12 protein-coding genes are annotated in these 21,192 nt (G+C 35.5%); 11 read left to right on the top strand and 1 reads right to left on the bottom strand.

Features of this window, described 5'->3' with window-relative positions; all coding sequences use genetic code 11:
- Positions 1–14: 14 nt before the first annotated feature.
- The 7 genes from B5440_RS06635 to B5440_RS06605 are packed head-to-tail and all read left to right on the top strand — an operon-like array spanning position 15 to position 10,737.
- Positions 15–2,057, top strand: coding sequence for a cellulose biosynthesis cyclic di-GMP-binding regulatory protein BcsB (locus B5440_RS06635; protein WP_157823633.1), 2,043 nt, complete (start codon positions 15–17; stop codon positions 2,055–2,057).
- The gene (locus B5440_RS06630; RefSeq protein ID WP_070055434.1) at positions 2,044–2,937 is read left to right on the top strand and encodes a hypothetical protein; all 894 of its coding nucleotides are present in this window, start codon (positions 2,044–2,046) and stop codon (positions 2,935–2,937) included. Before B5440_RS06635 ends, B5440_RS06630 begins: the two co-directional genes overlap by 14 nt.
- Before the next feature lies 1 nt (position 2,938).
- Positions 2,939–4,834: a glycosyltransferase family 2 protein gene (locus B5440_RS06625; protein WP_070055433.1), complete on the top strand. Its 1,896-nt coding sequence runs from the start codon at positions 2,939–2,941 to the stop codon at positions 4,832–4,834.
- Positions 4,831–6,351 (top strand): hypothetical protein, encoded by a 1,521-nt coding sequence (locus tag B5440_RS06620; RefSeq protein ID WP_070055432.1) that lies wholly within the window; start codon positions 4,831–4,833, stop codon positions 6,349–6,351. The genes B5440_RS06625 and B5440_RS06620 overlap by 4 nt, the downstream gene beginning before the upstream one ends.
- Positions 6,352–6,410: 59 nt before the next feature.
- On the top strand, positions 6,411–6,809 hold the full coding sequence (locus B5440_RS06615; RefSeq protein WP_070055431.1) for a response regulator: 399 nt from the start codon (positions 6,411–6,413) through the stop codon (positions 6,807–6,809).
- Positions 6,810–6,851: 42 nt separating this feature from the next.
- Entirely contained in the window at positions 6,852–10,358 is a 3,507-nt protein-coding gene (locus B5440_RS06610) for a PAS domain S-box protein (RefSeq protein WP_070055430.1), read from the top strand.
- The gene (locus B5440_RS06605) at positions 10,345–10,737 is read left to right on the top strand and encodes a response regulator (RefSeq protein ID WP_070055429.1); all 393 of its coding nucleotides are present in this window, start codon (positions 10,345–10,347) and stop codon (positions 10,735–10,737) included. Before B5440_RS06610 ends, B5440_RS06605 begins: the two co-directional genes overlap by 14 nt.
- Before the next feature lie 177 nt (positions 10,738–10,914).
- Here B5440_RS06605 and B5440_RS06600 read toward each other — a convergent pair whose 3' ends face one another.
- Positions 10,915–11,187 carry a YitT family protein gene (locus B5440_RS06600; protein ID WP_079711090.1) on the bottom strand — a complete coding sequence of 91 codons (273 nt, stop codon included), beginning with the start codon at positions 11,185–11,187 and terminating at the stop codon, positions 10,915–10,917.
- A 425-nt stretch (positions 11,188–11,612) separates the two neighbouring features.
- Here B5440_RS06600 and B5440_RS06595 point away from each other — a divergent pair, with 425 nt between their 5' ends.
- The 4 genes from B5440_RS06595 (at position 11,613) to B5440_RS06580 (ending at position 21,188) form a co-directional block, all read left to right on the top strand.
- On the top strand, positions 11,613–14,381 hold the full coding sequence (locus B5440_RS06595; protein WP_070055427.1) for a helix-turn-helix and ligand-binding sensor domain-containing protein: 2,769 nt from the start codon (positions 11,613–11,615) through the stop codon (positions 14,379–14,381).
- A 238-nt stretch (positions 14,382–14,619) separates the two neighbouring features.
- Positions 14,620–17,646 (top strand): SusC/RagA family TonB-linked outer membrane protein, encoded by a 3,027-nt coding sequence (locus B5440_RS06590; RefSeq protein ID WP_070055426.1) that lies wholly within the window; start codon positions 14,620–14,622, stop codon positions 17,644–17,646.
- An 11-nt stretch (positions 17,647–17,657) separates the two neighbouring features.
- Positions 17,658–19,121 carry a RagB/SusD family nutrient uptake outer membrane protein gene (locus B5440_RS06585; RefSeq protein ID WP_070055425.1) on the top strand — a complete coding sequence of 488 codons (1,464 nt, stop codon included), beginning with the start codon at positions 17,658–17,660 and terminating at the stop codon, positions 19,119–19,121.
- A 12-nt stretch (positions 19,122–19,133) separates the two neighbouring features.
- The gene (locus B5440_RS06580) at positions 19,134–21,188 is read left to right on the top strand and encodes a hypothetical protein (protein WP_070055424.1); all 2,055 of its coding nucleotides are present in this window, start codon (positions 19,134–19,136) and stop codon (positions 21,186–21,188) included.
- The last annotated feature ends 4 nt before the right edge of the window (positions 21,189–21,192 follow it).

Raw genomic sequence — 21,192 nt, 5'->3', positions numbered from 1 at the left:
CTTACTCTATGAAAATGAAAATAATAAAAAACTTTAGCTTATTCTTATTTATTTTATGTTTTCAAAGCTTGATCGCACAAAGCGAGTATAGTTTTGAAGATTTTGATTATCCTGAAGAAACGGTCACCTGGGGCTCTAAAAGTAAATCTACTTACTTTATACCAATGGGAGAGAACCAACGACTTCTCACAGGGAGTAAACTATTCCTAAACTTTAAAACCTCTGAAGTTCTAAATTTTAATAAAAGTTTTGTAACGGTAGCGGTAAACAATATTCCTTTTTCAACCAAGAGACCATCGCAAGACGGAAACAGTATTGACTTCCAGATCCCTCTTAGTCAGAGACAGGTTAATTCCGGTTTTATTAGAATAGATGTAATTAGTGATTTAAAGATTCTTGATGAGTATTGTGAAGTGTATAATGAAGGTGCATTTTGGCTCAGGAGACTAGGAACTTCTCAAATTGTTTTGAATATAAAAGAAAATAAGGAAATTCAATCTAATACTATCAGTAGTTATATAAAGCAAGTAAAGGCTATTTACCTACCGGAAAATCCTACTTTAACAAATGTAAAATATGCCGCCTATATTCAATTTTATTTTAAAAATGAATTAGGAAGAAAATTAGAGGTTAAAACCTTACCTAAAAGTTTAGATTCCATTAAGTCTAAAAGTGTCCTTTTGGGGGAATTAAGGAATTTCGATGACTTACCAGGTAAGCAATCAATTACCCAAGGCTTAAATTCGGAGAAAGGCCTTGTAAAATTACATCATCTTAAGAAAGAGGATACAATAACAGGGGATGCTGGCACCGAGCCTGTGGTGGTTTTAGTAACTGGAAATGATCTAACCGGTTTTGAGAAAGCTGCACAAAGTTTTTTAGATAAGGATATACTTCAAAGTGCTTTTACCAGCTCATACCAGGTAGATCAGGGTAAAGATCTTAAAAGTTATATAAAAGATGATTATCAGGAGATTAGTTTTAGAAATTTAGGAGTAAGCGAAGAAATTACCGAGGGAGTAGGAAAGATGAAAAAGGAAATTACGTTTCCAAAAGCTTTATTTCCTCCCGGCCTTTCTAAATTAAGCCTAAATTTGAAGTTTGCATATCGCCCTCTTAAAGATAATGAGGCTGCTTATGTAAATATTTATATGAACGATGTACTGAAATACAGTAACTCACTTAATAATTTCGGAAGTTTTGATGATGTTTTGCATTTTGACAGTGTGGAGTTTAGACAACAGAACAACTTAAAGGTTGAGTATTATTATATTCCTGAAGGTGGGCAATGCGTTGTTAACCCGTCCTCCTTTTATGCCCAAATAGATTTAAATAATTCTCGTTTTGTTGCTGAAGCATTTAATAAAAGGGAGCAATTAAGTTTTGGGACTTTTCAGCAGCATTTTTCCAAAAATAAAACGAATATATATTGGGATAGCCCTAATAATCCACAGGATATTAGTGTCATAGGTGAATTACTGGAGGTTTTTAATAGTGATATACTCACTAAAGAAGGGTATATATACCCTAATATTCTTCCGCTAGATAGTTTACAGTCTAATATTAATAGCCATAATGGGATTATTATAACTTCAAATAGCACTTCTTTACAGGAGTTTGAAAGCAGTAATGCTTACGTAGCTATAGATAAAGATAAATATTACTTCGAGAAGGAAGATTTCAATAGGTACTTTAATATTCAATATGCAGAGAATATTGCATTAAACCAATTGTTTGAGAGTGGGGATAAGGAGTTTATGTTTATTTATAATCCCAAAGAAAGACCTGAAACTCTAGCTCGTTTAGTTCAAGATATCGAGGAATCAAATTTTAGTTCTTCAGATATTATTTTAGCTAATGAAAATAATTCCTATAGTTTTAGCCTTAGGAATATTAACAAACCAGATAAAGAAGAAATAGAAGGTGATTTTGATGCTTTCTGGAAAAACTATGGCATTATTATCATTTTTGGATTCCTAATTTTAATGATAGTTCTTCTCATTTATATCTTTCAAAAATCTCAAGAATCAAAGAATAGCATCATTGAAAACAAATAATTTTATACTACCCCTATTTATTCTATGCTTTATCCATTTAAATGCCCAGGATAAGAATGCTGCGACTAACAAGGTTAAATCAGATAGCATAGAAAATGTAAAAGAACGCATTAATCCCTGGCAGCAAACCAGCGGAGAAATTTTACTTTCTCCTTATGTAAGTAGGTATATTGCTACCTCCTATAGAAATTCGGTAGGTGATAAGATAAGATTTAATAAGGATGGTAAGTTCAGCAATTATAATCCAAGGCTTTTTATAGCAGCACCACTTTTTGGAGAAAAAGTGAATATAATTGGTTCTATACCATTCTTCACCAATACCTATGAAGATAATAATGTATCTAATACCAATAGCGATCTGGGGGATATTGAACTGGGTTTAAAATTTCATCTTGCAAAATTCAAGGACAATTATTTAATGGCAAGTTTAATTAGCTATATACCACTCTATTCAAATAATGCAACTCCGTTTGTTGGGTATGATCTATTTGCTTTAGAAACCCGAGTAATCTTCGCGGGAACGCTAAAACTGCTTGGAGAGTACAATAATTTCCATAAAATTGAAGTTGGGTTACGGTATTTCTTTCCTGAAGATCCTGTCCAGTTCAGGTTTTTGATTTCAGAAGGTTATAATCTCTCAAAAAAAACTATCCTTCTTGGAGAAATAGAGGGCATGTTTTCTGGTAGCGATAGGGATGAGTTTTTTAGAAATAACCTACAAGCCGTTGCAGATTTTAAAATGATTAAAGCATCCCTAAATTTGGGATATGAGTTTTCTAACAACTTTACTTTGTATGGAGGTTTGTTTAGCGATGTATATAACAGCAATTCAGCAATAGGTCGCGGTTTTCAAACCTTTGCCGTGATTAGACTAGATTGATATGCGTAAATTTTATAGGAATGATTTATTTTTAAAATCTGGCGTACTCCAGGAAGAAGCCTACGATAAGGTGGAGGTTTGGAGTAGGGAGATGAATAAATCTTTTCTAAAAGTTGCGCTCAATTATGCTTTTTTATCCCGTCTTGAATACAAGCAACTATTATTGAAGGAAGAGATAAAATTTTATGAATTTGACTATACAGGTTTAATCAAGTTTAAAGAAAATTTAAACAAAGCAGATCTTGATTTTCTATTAGACCATAACTTATATCCAATTACTAGAGAAAATGGTTTAGTAGATTTAGTATTAGCAGACCCATCTGATAATATTAGTATTTCTAAATTTTCAGAATATTTTTCCTTAGAGGTTAAGGAAATTCATATTGCTGAAGATATGGATATTGTAAAAGCACTCCACCTCACTTATGGAGAAGAACTTTTAGAAAAGGCAGTTTTTGACTTGTTCAATAAAGATCCAAAAAGCTCTGCTCTGGAAACTTTCACCGCTAAGCAAGTACTTGTGCTTGGGGGAATTGGCATTGTATTTTTAATTTGCTTATTTCTATTTCCGATTATCACTATAATTAGTGTTAACTTACTTATTAACCTGTTTTTTCTTATTTCCATAGGTTTTAAGTTTCTATTGACCGTTGTTGGAGCAAAGTCGGAAGCACTGCAAAAAATATCATCCGCAGAGTTGGGAAATTTTCCAGATAAAGATCTCCCGTTTTATACGCTACAATTGCCGGTTTTTAAAGAATCTGAGGTTATATATAAACTAGCTTCAAACCTTCAAAATTTAGATTATCCCAAGGAAAAGTTAGATGTTAAATTGCTGATAGAATCAGACGATCCTGTAACGTTTGATGCGGTTAAAAATCTAAAGTTTCCCTGTATTTTTGATCCGGTTATAATTCCCTATGCGCAGCCTAAAACTAAACCAAAAGCCTGCAATTATGGATTGCACTTCAGTAAAGGTAAATATCTTACTATTTATGATGCCGAGGATATTCCAGATAGTGATCAATTAAAATTAGTACATGCACTCTTTAATAAACTTCCCGAAGAATATATTGTAGTACAATGTGCGCTTAATTATTTCAATAAAACAGAGAACTTTTTAACCAGGATGTTTACCCTGGAGTACTCATATTGGTTTGATTATATGCTACCCGGTTTAGATGGCCTGGGAGTGCCCATCCCGCTTGGAGGAACCAGCAATCATTTTAAGTTTGATAAATTAATGGAGTTAGGCGGTTGGGATGGATTTAATGTTACAGAAGATGCAGATTTGGGAATTCGTGCATATGCTAAGGGCTATAAAGTGACCGTACTTAATTCCACCACTTACGAAGAAGCTAACAACGAGTTTTATAACTGGATACGACAACGCTCCAGGTGGATTAAAGGCTATATGCAAACATATTTAGTGCATATGCGAAAACCGGCTAAATTGTTTAAGGAAGTTGGCCTGAATGGCTTTTTTGGCTTTCAGTTTTTTATAGGCGGAACAATTTTTACTTTTTTAACCTATCCTATATTACTTTTTATTTTTCTATTCTATATTTTTTTAACTTTCGATTTCAGTGAAAATCTTTTAAGCGGAGTTAATACCGATATAATTAACTTTTTCACCCTAATTTTCCCAGAATGGGTTATTATCATTTCTATTTTTAATTTTTTAGCCGGGAATTTGTTAATGATCTACATTAATATGGTAGCGGTATTTAGGAGGAAATCTTATAACCTAATACATTTTGCTATAGCTAATCCTGTCTATTGGCTTATGCATTCCATTTCAGCATATAAAGGTTTATTTCAATTAATATCCAAGCCGTTCTATTGGGAAAAAACAAATCACGGATTGACAAAAGCTCATAAACCTAATAAAAAATGAGAAAGCTGTTTTCCATATTTGTTGTTGGGTTTTTATACGCTATTTATTACCTACTATTGGGTGTTTATAATGCAAAGCTGGGGTCAAGACATTACGAATCTTTATTTATAAGTGATAAACTTCAATTGCTTTTTAAGAATGAAGATAAAACTTTGGAGCTTTTTTATTTTATATACCCCAATTTGGCGCAATTATTTGCCATTCCTGCTGCTTTAATAAACATAGAAAGAGCTCCCGTTATTACTTCGGCACTGTTTATGGCATTTTTTGCTGCTTACTTGGTAGTAAAATTATTTCAGTTAGAATTAAAATATGCTTCTGTCCTTGTAAGTCTTTACTTTCTTTGTAGCCCGATGATGCTTTCGGCGGCGACATCTGGTTCTTCTTTATACCTTTATCTCATTTTCTATTTTCTATTTTTTCATCTTATATTTCGATATATAAGGTACTTTACTACTTATAACTTTGTATTATTAAGCCTCTGTCTTACATTATTTGTGTTTTTAAATTATAAATTTTTGTGGATTCTGGTATTTATGATTCCATTAGTGTTTTTACTATCCTTATTTAAATCCTCGGGTATAGATAAATCTTACTTAGGTATATTTTCTCAAATCACCCAAAACCTTACGGCTACCAAAGAGTTGTTGCAACGTTCCCTTTCAACTTTTTTGATTATTCTCTTTACACCGGTAATGAGTTTGTTATGCTATTTCCTAATAAACTTTTGGTTTACCGGTGATTCTTTTTTCTTTGAGCGTTCAGAAATCACCCAATGGGATCAAAGTCAGTTTTTCACATTGGGAACAGTAGATACATCTATTACGTACTTATTGAAATTGTGTCTTTACCTTTCACCCCTGTTTATAGCGGCTTCAATTATTGGGAGAAAAAAACTCTTATTCCAGCTTACTTTGCTATTGGTCCCGCTTTGGGTAATGTACTCAAAAAACACAGCTTCGGGAACACAGTTGTTTCTACCTGTGCTACTAATAATAACAGCTTCGGGCATAGCGGCATTTATTCACTTATTTCAAACACCCCTTTTGCCTCGATTTAAGCGAAGTAGAATTCTTTACAGTCTAACCACAATCGTTTTTATTCTAACGGTTTTAGGGGAAGGTTTATATTTTAAGAACACACATCATTCCCAGGAAACTCAAATGCTGACTTTTCTAGATTTTGAACAGCCTTTATATGATACTCCTGCCAAAAATATGGCTGATTTTGTAAATAATAATTTAGGTGATAAACCAGTAATTCTTAGTGATAATAAGCTAGTTTATCCTGTTATGAGCTTATCCAGAAAGAATACAATTTACTTAGATCAGTTTAAAGCCGATTATTATAAAGCCTTACAAGCCCCTGGTAGGTACGCAGATTATTTATTGGTAAGTAAAGCTCAGCAAAGCTTTTTCGTGGAAGATCAATTAACCCGAATAATAGAAGATAAAATGGCGTCTTACTATCTGGTATACTCTAACTCCAACTATCAATTGTTCAAAATATCCAGGTAATTCCTATTTTTTAAAATTAAATTAATAAATTGTTCAACCAAGTTCCTAAACCTTATTAAATGCCCCCTACGCAAAACCTTTGTATTTTAGTTATTGATGATACTCCTGTTAATCTTTTTTTAATCGAACAACTTATAAAAAAAATATGTCCAGAGACTAAAGTTCTTAAATCAGAAAACGGAGAAGATGGTATTCTTAAGTTTAAAGAAAACAAGGTAGATCTTATTTTTTTGGATATTCAGTTGCCCACTATAGATGGTTTTGAAACTGCCCAGGAGATAAGACAGTGTGAAGTAGATGGCAGTCGTACGCCAATTGTAGCGCTAAGTGGCTACGAAAAAGAACACCTTATTACTAATGATGATAGTAAAAACATGGATGATTTTCTTAGAAAACCTATAAAAATGCAATCTATGGAAGAGATTGTAAATAAATTCCTAGCTGAAGAAGTAAAATAATCTTGTTAATCATAATTTGTAATTGCTACTATTATTTATGAAATGAAAAAACCTGAAGTAACAAAGAATGAGAACGATAGACTAAGAGAACTGGAAGCCTATGATATTTTTGGTGCAGAACGGGAGGATGATTTCGATTTTCTTACCAAAATGGCTGCTCAGATTTGTAATACCGAAATTTCGTTAATAAGCCTGGTTACAGAAGATAAACAATTATTTTTGTCTCATCACGGTTTAAAGAATAGCGAAACCTGTAAAGATTATTCTTTTTGCGCTCACGCCCTTCACCAGCCTGATAAATTATTTATAATAGAAAATGCTCAGGAAGATCAGCGTTTTCACGATAATCCCCTAGTAACACAAGAACCTTTTATACATTTTTATGCAGGTGTGCCGCTGGTCAATGAAAATGGATATGCATTAGGCACTTTATGTGTTATAGATTCTCAGTCTAAAAAATTGGACTCAGAGCAAAAGAAATTACTGAATAGCCTGGCCAGTCAGACAATGAAGCTTTTGGAATTAAGAAAAAAGCAAATTCAGGCCAATAATATAAATCAAGAGCTTAGGAGAAATTTAGATTTACTGGAAGAAACTCAGCAAGCTAATAAAATTGGGGGGTGGGAGCTAGATATAGCAACGGGAAAAACAATTTGGACAGAATTTGTTTATCATATTCACGAGGTGCCCTTAGATTTTAAATTCGATAAACAAAAAGCAATTGAATTTTATCACCCAAGCGATAGGGAGAAAATTAGTAAAGCATTAGAGAATACCATAGCAACTGGCAAACGCTTTGATGTAACCTGCAGGTTAATTACAGCTAAAAATAATGAAATTTGGGTAAGAAGTACCGGCCGAAGAGTAGGTGATAAAGTAATAGGGAGTTTTCAGGATATAACAGAGGTTAAGAAAAACGAATTGAAATATAGAGAGATCTTCAATTCTACTTTTACCTTTATTGGTTTTTTAGATTTAGACGGGACTCTTCTGGAAGCCAACGAAACTGCCTTAAACGTTGCAGACCTTCAACTGGAAGATGTAAGAGGTAAACCTTTCTGGGATTGTTATTGGTGGCAAATATCCAAAGAGACACAGGAAGAGTTAAAAAGAAACTTTTTTAAAGCTGTGCAGGGTGAAACGGTATCCTATGAAGTAAAAGTATGGACCGCAAACCAACAGCCCACGACTATATTCTTTAGTCTTAAACCCATATTCGATGAGCATAAGAATGTTGTTTACGTATTGCCGGAAGGAAGTCCTGTACAAGATGTTGTAGATGTTAGACAAAGATTTAAATCTGTTATTGAAGGTACCAATGTAGGAACCTGGGAGTGGAACGTTCAAACCGGAGAAACAGTTTTTAACGAAAGATGGGCAGAGATTTTGGGCTATACTTTAGAGGAACTGGAACCGGTAAGTATAGAAACCTGGATGAGCCTGGCACATCCAGAAGATCTTAAAGAATCTAATCGTTTGTTAAAAGAATGCTTTCAAAAGAAAACCGAGTTTTATGAGTTTGAAAGCAGGATGAAGCATAAAAACGGTAATTGGGTTTGGATCATGGACCGAGGAAAGGTATTTGAATGGACCCAAGATGGTAAGCCATTAAAAATGTACGGCACTCATCAGGATATAAATCAGCGTAAGAAATATGAAGAAGAATTAAGGGTAAGTGAAGAAGCTTTTAGAGGAAATTTCGAAAATGCAGCCGTAGGTATGGCGCTGCTGGATGAAAATGGAAAGTGGCTAAAAGTTAATAAAAAGGTATGCGAAATTGTGGGCTATAATGAAGAGGAACTAAAACAACTTTCTTTTCAGGATATCACCCATCCCGAAGACTTAGATAAAGATTTAAATTTACTCACCGAGGTAATTGAAGGTAAAAGATCTAATTATAATATGGAAAAGAGATATTTTCATAAAAATGGAAATATTATTCATATAATTTTAGCTGTTTCAGTGGTTAGAGACCAAAGTGGAACTATTCTTTATTTTATTTCTCAAATAATTGACAATACTGCAGCAAAGAAATATACCGAAAAATTAAAATATCAGCAGAACTTACTAAATGCTTTATACGAATTATCACCTATCGGTATTGCTCTTAATGATTATGAAACCGGCCAGTTTAAGGATGTAAATGATAAGTTGGTTGAGCCTTCCGGCTATTCTAGAGAAGAATTTATGAATTTAAGCTATTGGGATTTAACTCCAATAGAATACGAGGCCGAAGAGAAAAAAGTTCTCAAACAATTGGATGAAACAGGGGTTTATGGCCCATTTGAAAAAGTATATAAACGAAAAGATGGATCCAAGTATCCGGTTCTTCTACGAGGAGTATTGGTAGAAGATCTCAATAATAATAAATTAATTTGGTCTTTTATTCAAGATATAAGCAAAGAAAAGCAAGCAGAATATGAATTGCAGAAGGCTCTCTCCAACCTGCAGGCTATTTTAGATGCAAGTACGCAGGTAGGTATAATTGCAACTAATAAACAGGGTTTGATCACCCATTTTAATTCAGGGGCAGAAACTGCATTAGGATATAATCAGGAGGAAGTACTCGGGAGACTAACACCTCTTGCTATTCATGAAAAGCAAGAGATTAGGAATGAAGCAAAAAAAATTGCTGAGAAAAATCGAAAATTTTCAGATTTTGAAGTGCTTACCTATGACGCTCAAAAAGACAAATCCGAGGCAAAAGAATGGACGTATATAAGAAAAGATGGTAGTAAGTTCACGGTATTGCTATCTATAACTTCTATTAAAAAAGACGATGAGATTACAGGTTACCTTGGAGTTGCTGTAGATATTTCAGAATTAAAAAGAGTTGAAAACGAAATTAAATCTTTACTGGATATCACCCAGGATCAAAATAACCGACTCAAGAATTTCGCACATATCGTTTCTCATAATTTAAGATCTCATAGTTCTGGAATTATTGGGCTTTTAGATGTTTTAGAAAATGATCATCCAGAATTGGAGAGCAACGAACTTTTTAAAATGGTTAGCCGTGGTGCCGAAAATTTACAGCAAACCGTAGAAGATCTAAGTGATGTAATATCGGTTAGCTTTAATAAAGCAAATCTACATGCTGTTAATTTGTACGAGGTGATAGAAAAAAATATAGATAGCTTATCTAACCAGATAAGGAACGTAAATATCAGGATCGAAAACCTGGTTGATAAGAATACCAAAATTCAGGGTGTTCCTGCCTATATAGAAAGTATAGTTTTAAATTTTATCACTAATGCTATTAAATATAAGTCACCTGAAAGAGATAGTTACTTAAAGATTTATAGCAAAGTAAAGAAAGATAAAACTATTTTATTTTTTGAAGATAATGGTCTGGGAATGGACTTAAAAAGGCATGGAGACCGCTTGTTCCAAATGTATAAAACTTTTCATACCCATAAAGACTCCAGGGGCTTAGGCTTATTTATTACCAAAAATCAAATTGAAAGTATGAACGGGAAGATCCTTGTGGAGAGCAAGGAGGATGTTGGAACGACCTTTAAAATTATTTTACCTAATGAAGAAAATTAATCTTGCGTGCATCATAGAGGATGATCCCGTGCATCAAATGCTTACTCAAAAATACGTAAAGCTAACCGGCTTGGTAGACAATCTAATTGTTTGTAAAAACGGCAAAGAGGCCTATAATTCGCTTAATGCTCTTATAACCGCCGGAGAGCCTGTACCTGAGTTGATTTTATTAGATTTAAATATGCCTGTTTGGGACGGATGGCAATTTCTGGAAGAATTTCTTAAAATTCCTATTGAACAAAAGATCACAATTTTTATTTTAACCAGCTCTATAAATGAAGATGATTTTATAAAAGCTGAAATGTATAACTTAAGTAGCAATTACCTTATTAAGCCTATAAAATTACAAGAATTAAACACTGTGCTAAGTGAAATATAGTGATTAAACCTTTTAGTAAGAATAACAAGAGAATTGTATTAAAGCTAATTACACAGATGATTTTAGAGATATTCTAATCTAAATTCATTCTTATTTTTTTATTACCTAAGAATAGTCCGCCCAAAATAGAGATAAGTAGCTTACCATCGGTTAGAGACTGAAAATTTTAAAAATGAATTACGGAGATAATATTAAGACAGATATTAGCAACCTTATCACTATTCTTTTAGAAATCGTGAACCAGCCAATCGCAAAAAATGGAATACTAATAACCGGAAGAATTATAGAGATTTCGAACCCGGTAATTTTATTCAATAAGATCGAGATCCCGGTTACCCCGCCATCTAGAAAACCATTTGGAAGGAGAAAGGCTTTAAGGCCTATACTTGCCAGCACTATAGCAATGGCGAGTTGAAAAAATCCCCAGAAAATTATTGGTTTTATTTTCATAGAAGTAATCAGACCTAAATAGCCATTTCTGGCTTTTCGATTGCCGCTATTGTTTTAAATAATTCATTTAAAGATATGATAAATACATTTTTACAGGATCGATAGGTGTTATATTTTTCATTTAAGCTTTTATTTATCGTATAGAATATAACTTTTCAACAGAGCAAGGGTTAAAAAGTATTTTTTTAAAGCAATTCATTTCCGAAGGAATTAAATCCGTATTTTCAAATATAGATTCGCATGGTTTATTAACCACTCTCAAAGGCGCAAGATCAAAAGATATTGAAATGAAAAGGATAAAATCATTTATAAAATACAAAACTTAACCGGCATACTTTAATCGAAAATTGCAACAATGATTTTCTAAAAATATTCTTCTTAGTAAAAGCCCATATTATTTAGTAATTTCCGTTTTTTGCTAAACTATGCGTTTACTAGCCTTCTTTTTATTTTTTAGTTTCAGCCTGTTTGCGCAGGAATTACCGCCAATAACCAATTTTGATCCCGGTATTTATAACGCCGGCAATCAAAACTGGATGATTTCCCAGGCGCCTAATAATCATATTTATGTAGCCAATAACCTGGGGTTGCTCAGTTTTAACGGGGAGCAGTGGAATCTTCATAAAGTTCCTAATGCAAGTGCAGTTCGCTCGGTTTTGGCCCAGGACGATAGGATCTACACCGGTTCTTATATGGATTTTGGCTTTTGGGAACACAGTAAAAAAGGGGAGCTAACCTACACCAGTCTTACTGATCTTTCTAAAGAGAAGATTCTGGATGGCGAACAATTTTGGCATATTGCTGCCTTAGAAGAATACATAGTTTTTCAAAGTTTACGCAGACTGTATAGCTACAATAAAAAAACCGGGCAGTTAAGTACAATTACCGCCGGCGATATTATTTCGAATTTATTTAGGGTAGACAATAAATTATACTACCAGGTAGCCGAAGATGGTTTATACGCTATAGATAATGGTGTAATAGAACGCGTGATTACCAACGCCGAAATTGAAGATAAACCCATTGTTGGACTTTTCCCTTTCCAGAAAAATAAAATGCTTGCTGTTACCCGCGATGACGGACTTTTTACCATAGAAGGGAATACCTGGCGGCCTTACCAATTTGAAAATTATCCAATAGAGGAAAGTATTTTTACCGCGCAACTGCTTAAGGATAAAACATTGGTGCTGGGCAGCATTGGTAATGGTTTACATGTTTATAACCTCGAAACTTCCTTGAATTACCAGCTGTTGCAACCCGTGATTAATAACAACACGGTTTTATCAATAATGGAAGATAAAGCAGGTAATATTTGGGGTGGCCTGGACAATGGGCTAGTGCTTATTAATCGCAAAAGTCCGTTTAGATTATTTACAGATATCTACGGAAAAGTAGGCACGGTGTATTCCAGCTACCAGTTTCAGGATCATTTATATTTGGGGACTAACCAGGGCTTGTATGTGAGCAATGATACTTCTAAAGATTATGAACTTATTCCCGGCACCAGCGGGCAGGTTTGGAGTATTAATGAAATAAACGGAAAATTATTCGCCGGTCACGATCGTGGGGTTTTTGCGATAAAGGGTAATACTGCTAATCATATTTTTGATGGGCAGGGTGTTTGGGAAATCAAGGAATTTAAGAACGGTTTGCTCCAGGGACATTACGATGGAATTAGTTTTTGGGAAGATGGCAAATTTGAAAACGATCCGGAGTATTTAGCTAATTTCGATCTTTCTTCACGTAACCTTGTAGTTGAAAATGATTCGGTAATCTGGGTGGGTCACGATCACAAAGGGATTTTTAAGCTGAAGGTAGATAGCGAGGTTAGGGAAGTAAAAAGTAAAGAAAATTATAACGTGTCCTATCAGGGCGGGATGGGCTTAAAAGTATTTCAGTTTAATGATTCCATATATTATTCTACTGAAGATGAAATTTATAAATATGATCCTTCCAAAAATAAATTCCTTCAGGAAAATAATTTAAACAAGCTTATAGAGGAATCTCGAATTACGGGAATTTCTGAAGTTTTACCAGATAATACCTGGTGGAGCTTTGGTAGTGAGAATCTTGTCTATGTAACCCGGGACGCATTTCAGGATAGGTTAAGTGCAAAGTCGGTAGCAATTCCAATAGAATATAGAAGTATAGCTAAAGGATTTGAAAATATTTCTCTAATTGGTGAGCGCGAGTATTTGGTAGGTTCCAATTTAGGATATACTATTTTTTCTACGCCTTTAGATCTTCCGGAGATGGAAAAACTCAGCATTAGTAAGGTTTCTACGGCTAGTTTAGAGAATAATTTCAGCAGTCATGGATTACAACTTGAGGATCTAAAATTACCCAATGCTGAAAATAATATCAATTTTGAATTCAGTATCCCTGTTTATTCCAAACTTACCAAACCGGTGTACAGCTATAGAATTAAAGGTTTTAGTAAGGGTTGGAGTGATTGGCAAACTAATGGGAGTGCTACTTTTGAAAATATGCCATCGGGCGATTATGTTTTTGAAGTAAGAGGTAAATACAATAATAAAATTAGTGAGATCGCTTCCTATACTTTTAGTATTGCCTTACCCTGGTATGCCACTACCACCGCAATAATTATGTATGTTCTGTTTTTTTTACTGCTCATTTTTATCCTGCATAAAATTTATACTGGATACTTCCGAAAACAACGAAACAGGTTGATGGAGCGTAACCGCAAGAAAATTGAAATTAAACAGTTAGAATCCCAACAGGAGATAATCACGCTTCAAAATCAAAAGCTAGAATCAGATATGGAATCTAAGAATCGCGAACTCGCCGCTTCTACGATGAACCTGATTAAAAAGAATGAGTTTTTAAATGAGCTGAAGAAAAAATTGACTTCGGCAAAAAATGAAGACGATATTCAAAAAGTTATTTCAGTAATTAATAAAAATATTGCCGAAAAAGATAATTGGAAATTATTCAAAGAAGCATTTGATAATGCCGATAAAGATTTCCTGCAATCGGTAAAGGAGGCACATCCAAATCTTACTTCTAACGATCTCAAACTTTGTGCTTATTTAAGACTTAATTTATCTTCAAAAGAGATTGCTCCATTGCTAAATATTTCGGTGCGAAGTGTCGAAATAAAACGATATCGTTTGCGTAAAAAGATGGATCTAGACCATGATCAGGGTTTAGTAGAGTACATCCTCAAGTTTTGAGTACTTAACATTTAACCATTTTACCACAACATCGCCTCAACATTCTTGTTAATAGCCCCAAAATCAATACTTCAGGTAATTTTTTTTGAAACTGCGTAATCTTCGGTTTCAGAGCGCTATAATAACAAATTCACAAAATTCTGTCCTTAAAATTTTCATGTTGAAGTATTGTAAAGGCGCTTTTTCCATGGCCTTAACAATTAATTAATAAATTGATTTCGAATTAAAATCTCAACAAATGAATCGAATACTTGTACTAATTTTGTTTTGTATTGGAACCTTTTCCTTGCAAGCACAAAACTTTTCGGTTTCGGGAACCGTAGATGAAGCAGACACCGGTCTTCCGCTCCCCGGAGTGAACATTATTTTAAAGAATACTACTAATGGTGTGGTAACCGATTTTGACGGTAATTATACCATTAATAATATTACCGCTGGAGATGTTCTGGTCTTTTCTTATGTAGGTTTTTTACCGCAGGAAATTACCGTAGGGGAAAATCAAACAGAAATTAATGTTATTTTAAAAACAGATTCTGCTGCTTTAGATGAAGTGGTGGTAATTGGTTATGGAACGCAGCAAAAGAAGGATATTACAGGAGCTGTTTCGGTAGTATCAAATAAAACCATTGAGCAGCTAAATCCTATTAAGGTAGAACAAGCCTTACAGGGTACTGCGGCTGGGGTTAATGTAACACCATCCTCTGGTGCACCCGGTGCAGGTATTAATATTAATATTCGTGGTATTGCATCCAACAGTGAAAATGGACCGCTTGTACTTATAGACGGTTACCAGGGTGATCTAAATACTATTAACCCTAACGATATAGAATCTATTTCTATTCTAAAAGATGCTCAGGCGGCTATATATGGTATTGCCGGTGCTAACGGGGTTGTGTTGGTATCGACTAAATCTGGTAAAAAGAATACCGCTCCTACTATTCAATATGATGCTTACGTAGGGGTTCAGGAAACTTCAAGAGAACTTCCTTTGCTTAATGCTACGGAATATGGCTTACTTTTGAATGAAAGCTACGCCAACAACGGGCAGGCTTTGCCATTTCCAAATGTTAGCGAATTAGGTAGAGGTACCGATTTTCAAGAAGAAGTTTTTGATACTTCTCCAATTATGAGTCATAACCTAACCTTGAATGGAGGTTCAGAAAAAGTGACTTACTCTTTTGGGGTTTCACACCTTGATCAGGAAGGTGTTATTGGCGCTAAAAAATCTGATTTCCAAAGAAGCACCGCCAGGTTTAATATTGGGGTAGATATTTCAGATGCATTCACTTTTACCGGGAATACTATTTATACAAGTATAGACAGGAGATCAATAAACGAGAACGGTTTAGGATCAGTTCTTTTTAACGCCCTAAACATTCCACCAACTTTTGGTGTAGATCAGGAAGATGTAGATGGAACCCTGGGTAACGAGATCATCAACCCGCTTTCGCAAATTGAAAACACGTTTAATGACTATAATCTGAATAAATTCAATGGTTCATTTAGTCTTGACTATATGCCGATAGATGAATTGACATTTACCTCAAGAATAGGGTATAGTCTTTCTACTTCAAAAGGAAAAGATTTCGCGCCAATTATAGATTATGGTCCGGGTAAGGTTTTCAACAATGTGCGTAGTACAGTAAATCAAAATAGAATTAACGATAATTCTTATACGTATGACCTTTTTGGAACTTACGAAAACACTTTTGATGAGACACATCACCTAACAGGAACTGCCGGTATGACGGTAATTAGAAACTGGGGAGATGGTTTATATGCTACCGGTTATGATGTGCCTAACAATTCCTGGGATTTTGCAGATATAAGCTTAACCACAGGAACAAACGATGGTTTAAACAACAGTGCTTATAAATATGATATTAGAAAATTATCTTTCTTCGGAAGACTACAATACGATTATAAAGGAAAATACCTTTTTTCAGGTATGCTTCGTAGAGATGCTTCTACCAGGTTTGGACCAGAAAATCGTGTAGGTTATTTCCCTTCTGCAACTGCAGGTTGGATTCTTTCAGAAGAATATTTCTTAAGTGATTCTAACGTGATTTCTTTCTTAAAATTAAGAGGTAGTTTTGGTATTCTTGGTAATGATGAAGCCGGTGGCGCCGAGTTCTACCGTTCTTTATTAAATGGTGAAGCTACTTATGTTTTAGACGGAAACTTAGTGAACGGTACCGCTTTAGGTAGAATTGCCAATCCTGCTTCAGGATGGGAAGAAGCCGAAAAAACTAACATTGGTATAGATCTAAGGCTTTTAAATAATAGAATCGATATCTCTGCCGATGTGTTTAGAGAAGATCGTAAAGATCTATTGGTTGCCGGTATTCCAGTTTCAGGAATCTTTGGTGGCGGTGCACCGGGCTCTGGAGCGCCAACCATTAACGCGGGAACTACCCGGAATGAAGGTTTAGAATTTGCTATAAATTATAAAGAGAATTTTGGGGACGATATTCGAGTTGGAGTTGGTTATAATGCCACTTTCCTAAGAAACGAAGTAACCGAAGTGAATGGAACCGAGTTCCTTCCAGGCGGGCAATTTGGTGTGGGACAACCACAACCAGCACGTTTCCAGGAAGGTTTCCCAATTGGTTATTTCTACGGATATGAAACTGACGGGATCTTCCAAAATCAGGCAGAAGTAGATGCGCATCCTTCTCAGGAAACTTTAGGTGCAGCAGCTTCTCCCGGAGATATTCGTTATGTAGACACCAATGGTGACGGAGTTATAAATGTAGATGACCGTACTAATATTGGTGATCCTATTCCTACCGCTACCATGGGTCTAAATCTTAATTTTAGTTATAAGAATTTTGATTTTACCGCTTATACCTACGCTTCTTTAGGAAACGATATGGTAAGAAATTACGAGCGTAACCAACCAAATGTAAACCGTCACGCTTATTATTTAGAAAGATGGACCGGGCCGGGAACCAGTAATGAAGTACCACGTGTAACAACGGGTGCAACTTCTAATGTTGCTTTTTCAGATTTTTATGTGGAAGATGCTTCTTATGCCAGGATCCAGAATGTTCAAATAGGTTATAGCCTACCTGAAACATTCCTTGAAAAAACAGGAATTAACCGTTTAAGGATTTACACTTCGGTACAAAACCTTTACACATTTACCAATTACAAAGGTTTTGATCCTTCGGCCTCAACCGGGGAAGCCATTGGTGGTGGAATTGACTACGGTTTTTATCCAGTCCCAAGAATTTTCCTTGCCGGATTAAACCTTAACTTTTAAAAAATCGCACAATGAAGAGATACAATAACATATTCAATAAGATGCTTCTGTTGCTCCTGTTGGCTTTTAGCTTTGGATGTACCGAAGATTATTTGGATGAAACTGAAGAATACACAATAGATTCAGAAAACTATTTTAATTCTGAAGAAGATTATTATAACGCGATGATTGGCGTTTATGATATTTTACAATCTACTTACGTAAATGTATTGCTGGGCGAAATTGCTTCAGATAATACATTAAGTGGAGGTGAAAGCGCCAATGATGTTATAGGCTTTCAACAAGTAGACGAGATGACGCACACTCCTGTAAACGATAACCTGGACGATGTTTGGGATTGGAATTTTGCCGGGGTACAACGCGCAAACTATGTTTTGGAATTTCAGGACAAAACAGATTTTGAAGGTCGCGAAATGATTATTGCTGAGGTTCGCTTTTTACGAGCTTATTTTACTTTTGAATTGGTAAAATGGTTTGGGCCAATTCCAATAAAAGGAGATGAGCGTTTTGTGTTGGGAGACGAGAATTCTGTACCAAGAGCTTCTACTGAAGAAGTTTACGCACAAATTGAAAGCGATTTACAATTTGCTATAGAAAACCTTAATTATACCGCACCCGAAACTGGTCGCGCAACCAAAGGAGCTGCAATGGCTTTGCTTGGTAAAGCGCATTTGTATCAGGAAGAATTTGACGAAGCTGCAAATGTTTTAACAGATTTGATCGAAAATGGTCCTTACGCTTTAGCAGATTTTGATACACTTTTCTTACAGGAAGGTGAGAATAATGAAGAATCGGTTTTTGAAGTACAATATACCGGGGAAGAGGGAGCAGGATTTGACTGTTTGCCGTGTAGTGAAGGTAATGTAGCCGTAGGTTTCCAGGGAATAAGAAATTATTCGGGACCTGTTTTTGAACCTGGTTTTAGTTTTAATGTTCCTACTCAGGAAGCTTACGATATGTTTACTGAAGATGATATTAGAAGAGAGCCTTCTATCTTAGATATAGAAGCCTGGGCAGCCGAAACTGGCGCAACTTATGCTGAAGGTTATAAGCATACCGGTTATTTTAACCGAAAATATCTTCCAAGAGAAAATGATAACGTAGGTGATGCTAACCTTACCCAGCCTAATAATTATCGCTCTATTCGTTACGCCGATGTTTTGTTGATGGCTGCTGAAGCTTTGAACCGTGGTGGAATAGACGATAGTGAGGCTAGAACTTATCTTAATGAAGTTCGTGAGAGAGCAGGATTAGATGGAGTAGATGCTGCAGGAAATGCACTTACCGAAATTATCTACGAAGAAAGAAGAAAAGAATTAGTAGGCGAAGGTCACCGTTTCTTTGATTTGGTAAGAACCGGCAGAGCCGCAGATAACATTGAAGGATTTACTGCAGGGAAAAACGAACTTTTCCCTATTCCGTTAGAAGAAATAGAATTTTCTCAGGGCAACTGGGAGCAAAATCCGGGATACTAAAACATTAGAATTATGAAAAGACATTATAAATTAATTTTTGCATTCCTTCTTGCTTTGCCATTTTTTGGCTGCGAGAGTGATGACGATGCCCTTGTAGATCTTGAGCAGGTACAGGCACCGGCAAATTTGGGTGCAACATTTCAAATAACTCAAGATAATTCCGGTTTGGTAGAGATTACACCAACCGGTGAAGGAGCAGCGGTGTATACCGTAGATTTCGGTGATGGTTCTACTCCTGCAGAAGGGATTAAAGTAGGTGATGCTGTAGAACACGTTTATGCAGAAGGTGAATATGAAGTAGAGGTTACCGGGACTAATATAAACGGTAAAATGGCTTCGGGAATTCAGCCTTTAACCGTTTCTTTCCTTGCACCAGAGAATTTGGAAACTGAAATTGTAAAAGATGCCAATAATAATTATTTGGTAACTGTTTCAGCCAGCGCCACAAACGCTGCAATGTTCGAAGTTTATTTTGGTGAAAACGAAGATGAAGAGGCAACTCTTCTTATGCCGGGAGAAACTGTTTCTTATACTTACAGTAGTATAGGTACTTACAATGTTCGCGTAATTGCCCTTAGTGGTGGTGCGGCAACTACTGAAGTTGAGCAGGAAATTACTATTACAGATCCGCTTTTCCTTCCTATAGATTTTGAATCAGAAACGCTTAATTATACTTTTAATAATTTTGGTGGAGGCGAAGGAGCAGGAGCACCCGTAATTGATAACCCAGATCCTTCTGGTGTAAATACCAGTGCGAGAGTAGCTTCTTATACTAAACCTGCAGGTTCTGAAATATGGGCAGGAACAACTATTGGTCTTGATGAACCTATAGATTTTTCTTCAGATAAGTACATTAGTGTAGATGTATGGTCTCCAGCTGCCGGAACTCCGGTGATATTTAAGATAGAAAATCTTGATAATGCCGATCTTTTTGTTGAAAGTACAGTAGAAACTACAGTTAGTAATGCCTGGGAAACCCTGACTTTTGATATGTCGGCGGTAGATTCAACCATTGATTACGGTAGACTGGTATTATTCTTTAACTATGGAACTCCAGGAAATGATGAGACGTATTATTTCGATAATATTCAAACAACCACTTTAGAGCCATTAAAACTTCCTATAGATTTTGAATCTGAGAACCTTACCTATGCTTGGGGCGGATTTGGCGGCGCAGGCGCAGGTGTGATAGATAACCCAGATATGTCTGGCATAAACACCAGTGCTAAAGTTACCGAACTTTCTAAAGGAGATGGATCTGAAGTATGGGCAGGGGTTTCTTTAAACCTTGACGAAGCTTTAAGTTTTGAGAACGGAACTACCGTTAAAATGAAAACCTGGTCTCCAGAAGCGGGAGTACCAATTCTGTTGAAATTTGAAGACTCAGATTCAGCACCGGACAATAACGGAAACCCTTCAGTATTTGTTGAAGTAACTCAAAATACTACGGTTGCTAACGAATGGGAAGAACTTTCTTTTGATCTAAGTGCTTTTGACGCTTTTGACGAAAGTGTAGATTACGACCGATTGATCGTATTCTATGACTTCAACAGCCCTGGTGAAGGTACTAGCTTTTACTTTGATGATGTTACAATTGGCGAGGTGCAAACCGAATATATTTCACTCTTTAGTGATATGGCCGATGATGTGGCAGTTGATACCTGGAGAACTAGCTGGTCTGTTTCAGACTATGAAGAAGTAGAGTTTGACGGAAAATTGTCTAAACATTATTTCAATCTAGATTACGTTGGAATTGAAACAATCGCCAGCCCTGTAGATGCTTCAAATATGACGCATTTCCATACCGAATTCTATACCGATAATGCTACTGTTTTTAGAGTGAAGTTGGTGGATCTTGGTCCTGATGGTGTTTTTGGAGGAGGAGACGATTCTGAATCAGAAATTGTTATAGAGAATCCTGCTCAGAACGAATGGGTAAGTTTGGATATTCCATTATCAGAATTTGAGAACCTTGATGGAATGACCAATATAGGGCAGCTTATTTACTCTGGTTTACCTGCCGGAGGAGTTAATGTTTATGTGAACAACATTTATTTTCGTAATTAAAAAG

The sequence above is a fragment of the Salegentibacter salarius genome, assembly GCF_900168265.1.
Classification (GTDB): Bacteria; Bacteroidota; Bacteroidia; order Flavobacteriales; family Flavobacteriaceae; genus Salegentibacter; species Salegentibacter salarius.
This window is presented reverse-complemented; position numbering and strand designations above follow the sequence as displayed.

Bases quoted from the DNA above. Each gene is read 5' to 3' on its own strand.
- B5440_RS06585 (WP_070055425.1), top strand. From the start codon at position 17,658: ATGAAGAGATACAATAACATATTCAATAAGATGCTTCTGTTGCTCCTG.
- B5440_RS06615 (WP_070055431.1), top strand. From the start codon at position 6,411: ATGCCCCCTACGCAAAACCTTTGTATTTTAGTTATTGATGATACTCCT.
- B5440_RS06595 (WP_070055427.1), top strand. From the start codon at position 11,613: ATGCGTTTACTAGCCTTCTTTTTATTTTTTAGTTTCAGCCTGTTTGCG.
- B5440_RS06590 (WP_070055426.1), top strand. From the start codon at position 14,620: ATGAATCGAATACTTGTACTAATTTTGTTTTGTATTGGAACCTTTTCC.
- B5440_RS06635 (WP_157823633.1), top strand. From the start codon at position 15: ATGAAAATAATAAAAAACTTTAGCTTATTCTTATTTATTTTATGTTTT.
- B5440_RS06580 (WP_070055424.1), top strand. From the start codon at position 19,134: ATGAAAAGACATTATAAATTAATTTTTGCATTCCTTCTTGCTTTGCCA.
- B5440_RS06600 (WP_079711090.1), bottom strand. From the start codon at position 11,187: ATGAAAATAAAACCAATAATTTTCTGGGGATTTTTTCAACTCGCCATT.
- B5440_RS06610 (WP_070055430.1), top strand. From the start codon at position 6,852: ATGAAAAAACCTGAAGTAACAAAGAATGAGAACGATAGACTAAGAGAA.
- B5440_RS06620 (WP_070055432.1), top strand. From the start codon at position 4,831: ATGAGAAAGCTGTTTTCCATATTTGTTGTTGGGTTTTTATACGCTATT.
- B5440_RS06625 (WP_070055433.1), top strand. From the start codon at position 2,939: ATGCGTAAATTTTATAGGAATGATTTATTTTTAAAATCTGGCGTACTC.
- B5440_RS06605 (WP_070055429.1), top strand. From the start codon at position 10,345: ATGAAGAAAATTAATCTTGCGTGCATCATAGAGGATGATCCCGTGCAT.